Origin of the sequence: Paenibacillus nitricinens (assembly GCF_052056485.1) — a bacterium.
GTDB classification, from domain to species: domain Bacteria; phylum Bacillota; class Bacilli; order Paenibacillales; family Paenibacillaceae; genus Paenibacillus_AQ; species Paenibacillus_AQ nitricinens.
Genome location: NZ_CP183948.1, coordinates 5,063,013 through 5,076,877 on the forward strand (window position 1 = coordinate 5,063,013; position 13,865 = coordinate 5,076,877).

Annotated in this window: 12 protein-coding genes; all 12 read right to left on the reverse strand. The window is 46.6% G+C overall.

What is annotated here, in order from left to right:
- Nucleotides 1–45: 45 nt before the first annotated feature.
- The 12 genes from ACN6KS_RS22550 to ACN6KS_RS22605 all read right to left on the reverse strand — a co-directional run bounded on the left by ACN6KS_RS22550 (nt 46) and on the right by ACN6KS_RS22605 (nt 13,862).
- Nucleotides 46–945 (reverse strand): hypothetical protein, encoded by a 900-nt coding sequence (locus ACN6KS_RS22550; RefSeq protein ID WP_440960533.1) that lies wholly within the window; start codon nt 943–945, stop codon nt 46–48.
- Between the two features lie 6 nt (nt 946–951).
- On the reverse strand, nt 952–4,146 hold the full coding sequence (locus ACN6KS_RS22555; RefSeq protein ID WP_440960534.1) for a pyocin knob domain-containing protein: 3,195 nt from the start codon (nt 4,144–4,146) through the stop codon (nt 952–954).
- On the reverse strand, nt 4,136–4,459 hold the full coding sequence (locus tag ACN6KS_RS22560; protein WP_440960535.1) for a hypothetical protein: 324 nt from the start codon (nt 4,457–4,459) through the stop codon (nt 4,136–4,138). Before ACN6KS_RS22560 ends, ACN6KS_RS22555 begins: the two co-directional genes overlap by 11 nt.
- Nucleotides 4,459–5,004, reverse strand: coding sequence for a hypothetical protein (locus ACN6KS_RS22565; protein WP_440960536.1), 546 nt, complete (start codon nt 5,002–5,004; stop codon nt 4,459–4,461). Before ACN6KS_RS22565 ends, ACN6KS_RS22560 begins: the two co-directional genes overlap by 1 nt.
- Nucleotides 5,001–5,831, reverse strand: a complete 831-nt coding sequence (locus tag ACN6KS_RS22570) for a baseplate J/gp47 family protein (protein ID WP_440960537.1) — start codon at nt 5,829–5,831, stop codon at nt 5,001–5,003. The genes ACN6KS_RS22565 and ACN6KS_RS22570 overlap by 4 nt, the downstream gene beginning before the upstream one ends.
- Nucleotides 5,828–6,265, reverse strand: coding sequence for a DUF2634 domain-containing protein (locus tag ACN6KS_RS22575; protein ID WP_440960538.1), 438 nt, complete (start codon nt 6,263–6,265; stop codon nt 5,828–5,830). The genes ACN6KS_RS22570 and ACN6KS_RS22575 overlap by 4 nt, the downstream gene beginning before the upstream one ends.
- Nucleotides 6,255–6,596, reverse strand: coding sequence for a hypothetical protein (locus tag ACN6KS_RS22580; RefSeq protein WP_440960539.1), 342 nt, complete (start codon nt 6,594–6,596; stop codon nt 6,255–6,257). Before ACN6KS_RS22580 ends, ACN6KS_RS22575 begins: the two co-directional genes overlap by 11 nt.
- Nucleotides 6,597–6,598: 2 nt before the next feature.
- Nucleotides 6,599–7,579, reverse strand: a complete 981-nt coding sequence (locus ACN6KS_RS22585) for an XkdQ/YqbQ family protein (RefSeq protein ID WP_440960540.1) — start codon at nt 7,577–7,579, stop codon at nt 6,599–6,601.
- Nucleotides 7,580–7,593: 14 nt separating this feature from the next.
- On the reverse strand, nt 7,594–8,223 hold the full coding sequence (locus ACN6KS_RS22590; protein ID WP_440960541.1) for a hypothetical protein: 630 nt from the start codon (nt 8,221–8,223) through the stop codon (nt 7,594–7,596).
- A gap of 3 nt (nt 8,224–8,226) precedes the next feature.
- Complete coding sequence (locus ACN6KS_RS22595; protein WP_440960542.1) at nt 8,227–12,348, reverse strand: hypothetical protein; 4,122 nt, start codon at nt 12,346–12,348, stop codon at nt 8,227–8,229.
- 230 nt (nt 12,349–12,578) lie between these two features.
- A complete protein-coding gene (locus tag ACN6KS_RS22600; RefSeq protein ID WP_440960543.1) occupies nt 12,579–12,989 on the reverse strand; it encodes a hypothetical protein in 411 nt (136 codons plus the stop codon).
- 429 nt (nt 12,990–13,418) lie between these two features.
- Entirely contained in the window at nt 13,419–13,862 is a 444-nt protein-coding gene (locus tag ACN6KS_RS22605; RefSeq protein WP_060622117.1) for a phage tail tube protein, read from the reverse strand.
- Between the last annotated feature and the right edge of the window lie 3 nt (nt 13,863–13,865).

Here is a 13,865-nt window from a genome sequence, read left to right on the forward strand (position 1 = left end):
TTTTTGTCGTTGCCTACCCGTATATTTTTTAAAGTTCACTCTTCCTTATACCCTCGATAGTGTGAAGTAGAAGGTTTGAGCGTTAGCTGTGAACTTCATATTCACCAAGTCCACATTACCTAGAAATCCAGTTGTCGGACTCATTAACAATTTAGAATCTGTGAACGCTCCTGCAATACCACTGTTGCGACCATAGAAACCCATATATACGTTCGTGTAATCCTGTCCTGTCTGTGGCGAGATTGTCAGGACGTAAGCTACCTTTTTAGAAGTGATCGGGTCTAGGTTATTTAGTTTTGCTTTTATCGCCGCTGGGAAGTCTACAGCAGTGTCTTTAACACCTGATGCAGAAGCCGATACTGTATCGGAAATTTGAGCGGTACCCGTTTTACCGAAAATGCTAACTCCTGACTTGATATTCTCAGGCACGAAATCAGGGTCACTTACTGTAAAATCTGTTAACTCATTGTATACGCCAAGACTGCTTGGTTGTGCCAACAAAATACTTGTACCTGAATAATTGTACCCATTGAAGTTTACGGACTTACCGCGCACATCTGGAATCGTACCAACCAGTTTTTGACCTTTGCTGTATGCTATTTTACTGGACACGATATCTGCCGCTGTTGCATTCGCGTCTGAGGTAGCGGTACCGTCTAGCCCCAACATTTCAATGCCCATCATGATGTTCCTAGCAGAAACATGTAACGCATCACGATATACAAATTCTGTCCCGCTATCAATGGCGTTCCATGTTCCGGCTGGAATATCACTTGGGCTTATTGATAGATAACCCTCTTGCATGTATACGCTAGGTACTGATACTTCCTGACCGCCCCTGTCTTTCATAGTTCCTACGCCGTTATAAATCGCTCCCGCGCTGAATCTCGCACCTTCAAGCACGTGCGGTGTTAAAGCGTTCCCCGGCAAACATAACTGTGTCATTTCCCCTTACTCCTTTCCGATAGATGCTGTTATATAGGCTGGATAGGCATCATCACTATGAACCACCATGAGCCTAACTTCACTGCCCGCCTTTGCTCTTATAAAAGCTGGAATGAATACGTAAGCTTCACTCTCTAACCGTTTTAGTGGACAAATCTCGTAGTTTTTTAAACCTAGTCGTGGGTCGGTGTATGAAATGTACATTGAAAAGTTTGAGGCACTCATCAAGGACAAGTAAGCCGACACCGCGAGTGTCTGATCCGTTCCGGTGACATTATAATTAAGCGCCATAATTCCGGAAGAGGAATTAGTTATCGGTGTATCGTCCACTTTTACTAATGTGCTAGATACTCCTTCCAGCTCACCTTTAGCATTCCGAAGGGCTATAGTATTAGGTGCCGCCGCCACAGAAGGAGCATAACCGTTTAGCGTGTTTGCATTACCATAGGACATTGGGACACTTACGATATTGGTAATCCCGGTCTCCACAGCAATCGGGGCTACTGACCATACACCGCCTAGTCCTGAAGCTCCTGTGTGCCCCGCTAGTACTTCCGATACCTCTATCTGAGGAAAGTTCCAAGCAGTGCCAACTCCTCCTAGGAGGATACAGCATTTTGAACCATCATATGCGAATCGCACTGAATTAAATGGCGGGTTTCCTATGATATTCGCTGTAGTTTGCGCCCATCCCGTGGTGAAGTTATACCCCCCAAGAAGTAGCTCCCAAGCGCCCTTGCCTGTAACGTACTCGTATCCGCTAATCTTGATTCGCATCATTGCTTGTGTCCAACCCACAGGGAGGGTGATCTTCATCGTACCTGTTGTAGCACCACCAAGACCATAGGATGCTAAGTTCGAGTACCTATAAGATGTTCCTGTATACATCCTAGTAGACAAGGTTTCTGTGTTAACTATGTCTTTAAACGTTGTAGGCTTTACAAAAGTTCTAACTGGAAGTGCTGGTGCCGACGAGTCTGATGTGATAACTGTCCCTAATGATGCTTTATCAAAGTTGTCCGCATATGATGCGTTAGAAGCTAGACCCTCAATATACACTTGAATAGTATTTCCACTAATCACTAGTAGCTTGGATATACGCATACGATAGGTTTTGGAAGCCGCATCATAAAACAAGTCAGAGATTGCGTGGGATATACTTACAGGTCCTATCGTCTCTTCGTATCTTGTTTCTTGATTGTAGATGGTACCTATGGATTCACCAGTATCAGGTGAAGCAGTGTAGACACTTAGCCGTTTACGTAGCTCTCCGAATGACTGTTGATATCCATAGGCACCCGTTATAACCACGTCCATGTAACCAGATAGTGTGACAGGAAAGATAATATCTATCTTCTCGTTAGCAACATTTTGTGTAGTCGTAAACGATCCTAGATGCTTTCTAAAGAAGCTCCCCGTTCTAACTTTAGGGGCTATGACTTTGTCTACGTTAATTGCTCCTGCTGAGTCTAATCCTGCATACCCGTTAGATACGTTCTTTCTGTTTGAATTCTCGTCCTCTACCCACGCGTTCCAAGTACCTGCATTAAGCCGCCGCTTCCACGAACGCATAGACGGTGTTTCTGTGAAGCGTTGCATATATCCTACTACCTCTAACATTCCGGTAGTGCCCGTTAAAGGAAGACCATTCACGGATGTACTCTGTACTGTGTACCATCCTGATGTTACTAGAGTGTCTACACTACCAGTTATTACAGTAGTTGCAGAACCGTCGTTTTCCGTGAGTTTGTGCTTCTGAATTAAATAACCGGATTGAGTTATTGTGTCGTCTGGTATAGCCTGAACCGCTACAGGAAGAGTGGTTTCAGCCGTACCTGTGTAAACAGCACTTAACGTTGGGGCAGTGGCTGCTCCTCCCCCACTCAAAACCCTTACGATTACAGTAAATGGATTTGGTGCGGTTGTCCGCGATTCTAAAGGAACTCGCCATTTCAAGTCTGAGTCAAAAAAAGGTTCGCCAATAGATATATGGCTTTTCACTACTCCAGTCACTTCTGTGTACTGCGATCCTGTTGGGTACGATGCGGGGTTAGAATAAGTACCATTAAACCTTTTAACTAATTTACCAGCTGTGTTTATGGTGTTGAATGACCCTATAACCTCAATCTCATAAACGCCCCCGTTAACTGGAAGAATAACATCAATCTTTTGATTGGCGACTCCGTTGGCAAACGAGAAGTTAAATACCCTTTCAACAACCCTACTAGCTAATATAATACCGTCAGATAGTATGAGCTTCGTGGCGTCTAAAGCAGCCACGCCACCGGCTACGCCCTTCTCTGTCTTGGGAATGAAAGCATTCTTAGCGTTAGTCTCAGCAGCATTCCAAGCAGTACGCTCTGCAGCTGTGATGTGGACTGTAGTGTTGTCTACATGCGTCTTAGTTGCAGCTAGTGTAATGTCTGGTGTATCAAATGGGTTCGCCTTACCTGTAATGGCTTTAAGATATTTAGTAAGCCAAGAGAACCACTGCGTGATAGTACCCGTTAAGCTATAGGGAGTAGCAATCGAAGGATCCGCAGTACGATTACCTATCGTAGCATCTGTAGCCGATCCTGCCCCCCCAGCCCCAGGAGTAAGCCCCGCCAACTTCGCCTTCTCAGAAGATGAATAATCCTCTGTTGAAAGTTGTTTTCCTGCGACCTTATCCACTTTGCCTGAGAGTTGATTGGTAACTGTGGCCGCAAAGTTAGGATCATTATTCAGTGCGTCCCCAATTTCTTTAAGTGTATCGAGAGCGTCCGGTGCAGCACCGACTACAGCTTGAATACGCTGGTCAGTCTCCGTTTTGCTGTAAGTAGATGACTTATCTGCCTTTGCGAGCAGCGCGGTATCTGCATAAGTTTTGGCAGCTGATAGAGCAGCATCTGCTTTAGTCTGAGCACCTGCAGGTGTCTCCTTGGCTTTCCATTCCGCTCTTTCAGCAGCCGTTATGTGCTTAACTATATCTTTTTTATGTGTATCAATATCCGTAGCGTTTTGATCTGCCAGTTCATTGACGTTCTCAATACCATCTTCTATGTGATTCAAACGCTGAGATGTAAGACGTGTACCTTCTTGGACCAGTTCGTACAAAGGCCGTCCGGTTTGTGGGTCAGTCTTTTGCTTTCCCGAGGAATCCCTTATCGGCTTGGTCAAGTCGGGAATCTCGTCCTTCCACTGCTGCTTGTTATACGCCACCAGCATTCGCCTCCAATCTCAAAACAAATTCAAAGGCAATCAAAAACCCCTTATCGTTTTTAGTTACGAGAAGAGGTTGATCAGCCAGTATGTTGCCTTCAGCATCCAGCAAGGAAGCGCCTAAAAGTTGTTTGCCGACGGCTTGCGTCTCCGTTATATAAATGTACTTTCGAACAGACATGCCAGACACAATTGTGTTGTAAATAGGATACGTCGTCTGAACGCCTCCTATATTCACCCGCGCGCTGACGATGTGACCATTCAAATTCGAAATCAACTTCTCCAGAAACAACTGCTTAATAACGTCTGCCATTACTCCCCTCCCCCAAACGGCACTTCAAACCCACAAATCGGGAAGTCTACTCCATGCGAGTACCCAGTACCTTTTATATTAATGATTTGAGTCGGAACTGCTGAACTAAATACTGCTCGACGAATATGAACCGGACGCACGTACTCAAAATCAGCCTGCAGACCTGCCATGTTAAACGGTTGAACTAAGGAATATTCAAAATGGATCTCTTTTGCTAAAAAATCCTCTGAAACACTTATCAACTTGCCATGCTGATTCCCCAGTTCCCGCAGCAGAGGAAGCTTAAAAGGACGATCGCCCCAGCGCTTCCGGCGTATCGCCTCTCTACGTTCATCGTCACTTCCCTCTTGAGTCTTCCGGAAGTACATCCACTCCCAAATCCACAATGACCAGGTAGATCTCCTAAGGATAAACTGATTGCTCAGATCATCTATCGTCTGCAGGCGTTCATCCATTTCTTTCTCAAAAACCGAAAAATGCCGGTCTGCCATATCAATCTCGTACCAATAAGGTGGCAGCATTTCTCGATATCTCATCGGGATCATAACAAGATCACTTCCACTCTTAAAACAGACGACAAGGGGAGATCTATATCCTCTACATCCCCATTGAGGGTTAAACTCTCATAATCATCCACGCCAGGCAGCAGTAGCAGGGCAGCCACATAATTGTATATTAGTTTGGACCGTCCGCTTGCATAATCCAATACACGTTGCTGAATGGTTGCTGCCAGTACAGTCAGATCTGTACCGCTAGACGTTAGCAATCGTGTCTCTAAACGCACATTAAAGACCGGAGCCGGATGTACCAATAAATCATGCCCAGCGATTCGCCGCTCCTCCCACATCCATGCTTTGACCGTCTCAGCGAACTCCTCTGTAATTGGCTGTCCATCCAGGTTGGTCAAGTAAAGATCAATGGAATTGTCATGCCGTTCTTTTTCACGGGCAATAGCTCCACCCACACCTGCCATCTCCGTGGCCCAGGTTTCATAGTCTTTGCGACGTCCGCTCCCGATTTCGGTAGCAGCACGTTCAAGCATACGCAAGCGAAATGTATCGTCACTTTCTCCTTCCTTGCGAGTAAGGCCGGCAGCCCATCCGTGACCATCAAGATACTCAGAATCTGCCCAGATGGGAAAGCCCTGAAGGAATCCATACGTCCATAGCATTTGCTGTTCGGCAAGCTCCAACGCAAGAGGGTACCACAAATCATAAAAGTACTCCCCTTCTCCAGTTGGCGGCGGTGGTAACCCTCGTTCAAGCGCCAGGGCTATGGCACGGTTCACCCAACGTTGATAGATTTCCTCTGGCTCTTCTTCTAGGATAGGCATGTAGGGGAGTGACGGTAAATCACTCAGTTTAATGGTCATACACTAATCGCCTCCTCCAGTTCCACTTGACCCGCTAAGCCAGTTATCAATATTCTAAGATGCATCTCTTGTCCTTCTCGCATCATCGATCGCACCTCAGCACGCACAATCTCGGTATGAGCAGTCAGAGCTTCCTCCATATCTCGTTTGATCTCTATATCTTCCCAAGTAGACCACTCCGATCTCTCCACGCCGACTTCTTCCCCATACAAGACATAACGAAAGCGTTCTGTATTAAGGATTTTGAGCGCTGTCTGAACCAAGTACTCAGCATAAGAACCTGTCTTCTTCGGGTGGCCATCTTCAGTAAGAACGGCACACCGGTTACGATAATCGATAACATATGTCCATTTGTTGGCCGATACAACCGATTCTGTAAGCTCGACTTCTCCGATGTCTGATATGTCCAATTCAGGAAACAAGCTATCCGCCACTACTGCCCACATCCTTTCCGAGCACATAATACCGCTGGCCAGTCATGCGAGAAACAATAAGCTGATCTCCAACCTTCAGGGGGCTGGGAATCGTTAGGACACCGGTTAACTTTGATACCTCAAGTTGCTCAACCTCAAAGACTGCATCGATACGGCGTTCCTGCAGATATTCTGCAAAGATTAGTTTATCTGTAGGATAAGGTTCCGGGTCACCTTCTACCTTAATTTTCGGATTACCTGGCCAACTCAATAATGTCGCTCGTTCGGTATCTCGGGCGTCAATATGACCTTTCGTCTTTTCCTTCAACAAATTTAATGCGTCATTTAGCAACGTTATTCCCTCCTCTCCAGTTCAAGCTTCACAGTGTACAACCCATTCTTAAAACTACTCTCAGCAGACTCTACAATCCACTTGGAGGTATGGTCCGTTTTAATCAACACCATCCATCCAGCCCGAAGCCCTGTCAGTGTATGGTCCTCATGCTTTACAGTAATTTTTTTAATCTGCTTCGCCTGCGACAATGCCTTCAGGCGTTGCGTAGCGATCGTGGCCGGGTCCTCATCTTCCTCCACTTCGATGATTTCTTCCATTCGACCCATGGCTTGAACTGCACCAGCTGCCGTCTTAGTTACTGATGAAGCAAGCTTATCGTCCTTATACTTCTGTGCGGTGACGACTGTATAAGTCTCCTCAATGCTATAGCCGGCGGCACTGGCTTCCATCTGTTCTGGAATGAAGACCGGAACAAGTGTGTTCGTCCCTTCCCGAACCACCTGTAGGTAGAAACTCGAATCCGACCGGACTACATCTACATGATAACGGTAGCCGCTACGCTCATATGCCTTTTGCAGCACATCCAAGATGACTTCTGAATGGAACATCGTGCCATAGCGTTCATCTAGGTTAAACCCTAACGAAGGACATCGAAAATCGATTCCGGTAGTCTTGATATAACGCTGAAGCTCTGCACCGGCCTCGCCCTTCAGGTATGGTCGTGTGCCTTTGTTCTTCGCTAAATACCAGCTCATCTCCCGAGCTTCAACCTCCCATTCGTCTGTGAACTCATTTTGTTCATACTTGATGATGGGTCCATGGAAGAACTGATTCTTGTGATGAAGCACTCCCATGCCTTTCAACCGTGATGAAAAGCACATCAGCATGCCGGCTACCTTCAGATCAGCAGCGTTTCGAAGTCGAACAGTTGCGCTACGTGCGATTTCATCTCGTGCTGAAGACCAGGATAATTCAACTGCCGCATCCGTCAACAGCTGCCGATTACTCTCCTTTCCGTAAAGGATCGCAAAGTTGTCCATTTTAATCCCACCCTTTATTTAACACTAGAGTTCTTGTCCAGAATTCGTTCCTTTTGAGCCAAATAATCAAAGTTTCCCTTTTTATTGTCGGCAGCTGTTTTTGCTTCGGCTTTCTTCTGCTTATCACTCTTCTTAGTTTTATTTTTACTATCCGTTTTCCCTGTTGTATTAGGTCGGCTTTTGGATGATTTGGTTATGATTACACCAGGCTTTAAGAGTTGCTTGGTGTTGGAGTACGACACGATTTTAACTGGGTTAAACTCTACAAAATTAAAACTGACATGCAGATTCGCTTGGCCATCTTTGTACGTAGCCTCAAAACTCTCAAACCACATAGTCTGGGAGAACAGCGATTCGAAGTTAATTACAACTGGCTTAAGCTTCCATTCCTCCATCAACTTCCAAGCCTGTTCTGGAGACTGGTAAGCCACCGTCTCTTTGCCGGTTTCCCAAAGTTCCTCCCAGGCTCGTGGGAAGATCACAGAAAAAGAGACCCGCTTCAGCTTTGAAGTGAGTCTCTTACTTGTCTTCTCTTCACCTGTGATTACTACAAAGGAATCTATCTCATTGCTGCTAGTGATTTGGATCTCTGCTGGTGTAATTGGAAAGGTGAAGCGATTCTTATCGCGTATCATGGTCAGCATGATTTATCCCCCACTCTCCAGAGCATTGTACAACTCTTCGCCGAAAACCTTACGGAACAACCCTCTACCCTGAGGACTGGTCAGCATCTTCGCAAATTCTGCAAAGTTGGTAATTCCCTTGGCCAGTTCGCCAAAGTCTATATTGATGTTCTCAATTACGATATCGCGGATCACTGCAGGTGCCTGCGCCAATGTCTTCGCTACCGGGATACTGGACAATGATCTCATTCCCACCGCTCCACCATCTGCGTAGGGACGAACACCAAGCAGGTTACCCGCCTGTTCCCACAATGCTCTTCCTCGTTTACTCCGCTGCCTAGAAAGTGGGATGATCATCTCCGGACCGGCTTCACCGACCAGTCCCATATGTGGAGCACTGATCAAGCCACCATCGGCATACTTCTTCTTGCGCTTTTTTCGACGGCCAAAGAATCCAGAAATACCATCATACATTTTTGTGGCCAGTTTCTCACCGCCAATAGTCCCCAGCAAACCACCAATAGCTCCACCAACAGCAGTACCGACACCAGGCATGAGGAAGGTTCCAAGCATTGCACCTGTTGCCGCGCCACCTAAGATCCCGCCTCCAATTCCACCAGCTACTTTAGCAGTTTGTCGCCCGCGGTTTCCTTTGCCAGCAAAGAGAATATCCCAAGCGTCCATGGCGTAGCCAACAGGTCGAACCACTTTGCCAAGCAGTTTCGTACTTCTGGCAAAGGTCTTCATCTTGGCAGCCTGCCTACGCAATTGATGACCCGTTGAGCGTATCTTATAAGCATCAGTGAGGCTGCTCGCTTTACTCATCGCCTTGCTGTAACGCTTCAGACCTTGCCTTTTCACCATTTCAAGTGAGCCATGGATGCCTTCAGCATAGCCGGCTCCATAACCTATTCTGTCGTTATTATCATCGATGTAGGCTTTAGCCTTATAAGCTTGAGTTCGCAAAGGTTGTGCACCAACAATGCCTCCATTTGCATAAGCCCGTACACCCAACATTGCTCCCGCGCGTTCCCACAGTTCCACCCCGCGTTGCCGGCGCCCTGCAGAGAGAGGAATAATGGCCTCCGGCCCCGCCTCACCGACCAACCCGATATGAGGTCGAGTAATAATATCGCCGTTTGCATAAGCGGCACCACCACTGGAATTGGGAAGACTCGAGGTAACAAAAGATTTCGCCGCACCTGCTCCAGTCAGGGTGTTCAGAATACCCATAGCACCGATTGCTGTCGACTTAAGTTCAGGGAATTTACTCTGCATCCCCTTGGAAATCCTCGTAATAATGGTACTGCCCCAGCTTTCACTCTGACTCGTAACTGTTTGTATCGATAGCAGCTGCTGCTTCGTTTCATCTGTGGCCGTCTTTACAGCAGTCCCTATTCCGAGCATACTCGCTCCCGCTGCACCAGCCCCCTGAACAATTCCAGCTGTGCTGGTCTTCGTTGTTACACCCAACCGCTGAGTCTGTCCAGCTGTTTTCTGTGCAGCTGCTCCAACAGCCTGCACATTATGCTGAGCCTTGCCCGATTCTGTGCTTTTCCACGCGCCAACAAATGTATTCTTAATCTTGTCGACCGTTTCTTTTACACCGCTCTCGTTAACAGCACTGGTCAACGCGGTCTTTAATCCATCCTTGGCGACATTGGCCCGGAAAGCGTTGAAGGTCTCCTGTAATTGTTTTTCTCGTTCCGGTGTCAGGTTACCAAAGGTGACCTTAGCTTCAGGCACTACTTTAGCGGTGACTGCAGGCTCTTCCTTCTTCTTTCCTTTACCTGTAATCCAATCTCCGATCGAATAGATGCCATCTACAGCCTTTTTCGTCCATCCAGCATTATCAGCCATTGATCCGAGCTTTTCACCAATCAATCCGCCTGCTGCTGCTCCTACTGCAGTGCCTATTGGTCCAGCTAACGAACCAACAACACCGCCTAGGATTCCCCCTGCTGTACCGCCAACCAATGATCCACCTGTAGACGATACTCCGGCTTTAAGCCCATCATCTTTTGATGCTTGATACAGGTCATAGCCAGTCATGCCGATACCCGCTACAGTACCTGCAATTCCTAATGCTTTTACAGCCTTGGTCCCACCTTTAGTGAGTCCCTTTAACAGCCCTCTTCTCGCAGGTATATCCGAGACATCCGAGATGATTTCCGGAACAGCAGATGTCCCCCGAAGCCGAGCGGTATTACGATAGGTAACTCGTCCTCTTCTTGCAGCAACGTCTGGAATTGAATCGATATCAGGAATATTAGTAGTTCGAGTACCCCGACGCGCTCTGATCGAGCCACCTGTACCATTGCCTCCTGTCGTTGTTCGGGTGCTAGAACCAGCAGCACCGGTGCGCCCGCGCCGGGATAACCTACCTCCCGAGCGACTACCTTGCCCACCAAGAGAGCCACCCAAACCACCAGCTTCATTAAGGTAGACCACACTGGCATTTACAGTCATAGAGGAAATCGATTTTAGACCACCGCCAAGGCCACCATTTGATCCAGCAGTGGTGCCACGTCGGAGAGTAAATCTACGACGGGTAGGAGTGCCTAATTCTTCTATAGGTGACTGATTACCACTAGATGACCTTCTTCTGAAAAGTCCACCTAAGTCAGAAGCTACATTTTTACTCTTTTGATAACCCTTATAAACTTTACTCGCAGCAAAGCCTCCAACCAACAGTCCAGCTCCGACGTTAATTTCGTCAAAAAACTTCCCATACAATTCGGTTGCGGTTGTTACCACTTTTACAATTCCTGAACCAAAGGCCTGAATTTTTTCCTTGTTTTCCGTGATCAGAGTATTGAACTCTTTAAGCGCTGGAAGAACTGCTGTTGATAAATTTGCTCCCAACTCCTGCATTTGCTGATCGATCTGCGCACGAGTCTGAATAATATCCTGCATCGGATTCGCGGCCTGTTGAGTTTGGACCATTCTTTCCGTCGTCCCTGCAATACCAGAAGGTGCAGGTTGAAAAGGTACTTGAAAGGTCTTAAGTACAGCATTTCCGTTATCTTCAGCTGTTGCCGACCCAAGAGATACTAGAGAAGCCTTCAACTCACTCTGTGACTGACTGGCTAAATCAGCAACTAGGGCCATTAGCGCTCCCTTTGCACGTTGCTCCTCACCGGAGTTAATGTCACCAGTAAATGAGGCAGCTTGCTTTGCTGCGTCGTTCTTACCAGCTCCGCGCAGAGTGAAATACTTCTCCATGTCCCCCGCATCGAGAGCCTTCACGCCGAATGTCTCTTTGATAAAATCGGCAGGCTTATCGAAATTGAAGGCTCCCCCCTTCACGCTCTGTGTCAAGAAGTTGGCCATTTGACCAGAGTTTGCACCGGTGTTTTTGAAATAACCGCTGTATTCCCAAAATGTGTCGAACAGATCTTTCTGTCGATCTCCGACTTTTTCATAGGCATATATCATGCTGTCAGTTACAGAAGCATAAGTTTCACCGAACGTGTCAGCTGACTGTGCCAGTGCGCGATTGATCTCTTCGAACCCTGCATCTGGCAGGAGATATTTCATCATTGCAGATGCTCTCAGAAACTCGCTAGTTTGTGATTTATCCCGAACCAGCGGAGCTAGATCTGCTAATTGTCTTGCCCCTTCCGTCTGTGAAGGAATAATGCCCTGAGCATTTAGATCTTTCACAGTCTGAAGACCTTGATCACGTGCAGCTGTAGGCAATAAGGCCGCGCTTCGGGAAGCTTCAGAATAGTAATCCATGACATTCCCGAATAATGCGTCCTTGATTCCGCCACCTAGCACTAGAGCACCTGCAGTTGCCGCAATCGTTGTAATCTTGGAAGATATACCATCAAGAACTGGACTAACCTCATCTTGTGCTCTTAAGTGCACCCGGGAATCACTCATTCCGCGAATCTCCGAATCTGCACGAGATGCTGATCTGCGCAAATCGTCAGCACCGGAGCGAGCTCGCCTGAAAATATCATCAATGTTCGCTCGTCCAAGTCTCCGAGTTTCGTCTGCAGCATCACCGATCCGACTTCCTAAATCATCCGCTGCGCTCCGAGATCGTCGAAGATCAGATACAAGGTTCTCCCCCATCTGTCCAGAAGCTCGACGAAAATCCAGTAAATCATTAGTCGCCCCAAGAATGACCTTCCGCATATTCTGGACAGCACCTGAAATAAGATCCCGTGCTTCGAACGGGACCGTCACTTTTGTTGTTGCTGCTATAATTGTTCACCCCCTTCCTGACTATTTCTTGTTAGCCAGGCGTTTGGCTTCCTCCTCAGCAATCATCCCCGCGGCAAGACAGAAAAAATACTGCCGCTGCTTATCCACCTCATAAGGCAGGATCTCAGCCGGCAGCCGCTTCTGGTTAATCCAAAAGGATGCTACCCAGCTTGCTTCTCCGTCTTGCTTGATGAGTTTTTTGCTTCTTTCATAAGTTCATCCTTTGTTTCTTGGAAATTACGCACAGCTTTGCTAAGCTCCGAATAATCAGCAGGATTGTCTAGGATACGCGGTGGCAACTCATACTTACTGATGCAGTTGAACGCCAGAAGCAAATCCTTGTTGTTCCAATCGAAATCGTGTTCAGTTGCCTTAACGATCATGACATCAATCTCGTTATAGGATTCTTTCGGATCTCCGTTGTCTTCATAGGCCAGCTCATAAGCTCTGCGCACCTCAATAGTAGTAAGGCGGCGTACTGACCAATTTTCTCCGTCTGCTGGCACCGTGACGGTGTCATCGTTCCGACCTGCTTTGCCCTTGGATAGATATTTTTCTAATTTATCGCTCATGTATACTACCTCCATTAAGATATTTTCGAATAGAAAAAGACCGTCAAAGTTACGACGGTCTGATTGAGTATTTAGATACTTAAAGCATTAAGAATTTATAAAAAATATAAGAAAATATGACGGCAAATATAAGAGAGACAATCGCTAAATTTCTTTCACCTTTCCAAGCTCGTAAAGCGTTAGCTATATATAAAACTATCATTCCACCAAATAACACTACTAGATTAACACCGGTTAAGTATACAATAATAAATGCTACTACCACACAACTCCAGATAATTTTGAACCATAAAGGATATTTCATGAGGTACCTTTTAAGCATAACCTGCCTCTATTCTCTTCGAATTTGTATAAATTGTATTCTCCAAACCTTATTACAATTCCTTCCTATTCGAAGTACTAATATAACTACAGGCTGCTTGTAAGAATTCATGCCATATAATCCGGAAACTGTTCAATGAAATCAAAATCATTCGCGGTACCGGAAAGTGTGATATCGATGCCATTGTTGTCGTCAATCTTGGCAACCAGCAAATCCATTTCGTCATGAATATGCACACCGCTGATCATCACCCGTTCTACATTACCAGTCTGCATGTCCTCAAGAGAGCCGGTGATCCGGTCCAGGAACATCGTCTTACCTGCCTTGAAATCAGCCAAGAGCCTGTAACGAAGAGAGGACTCCAGTTTTGACATAACCAGCTTTACGGTGATCTCATACCCGACAATCTGTTTCGTCTTAGACATCTTCCGCGCACGGATAATATCCAATGTCTCTGGCTTCAGAATAACCTCTACTTCTTTAATGGTCTGAATCGAGTCGCCATTGTCATCCTGCACGGATAAATTACGGCCAATAAGTTCGCGTTCCATCTA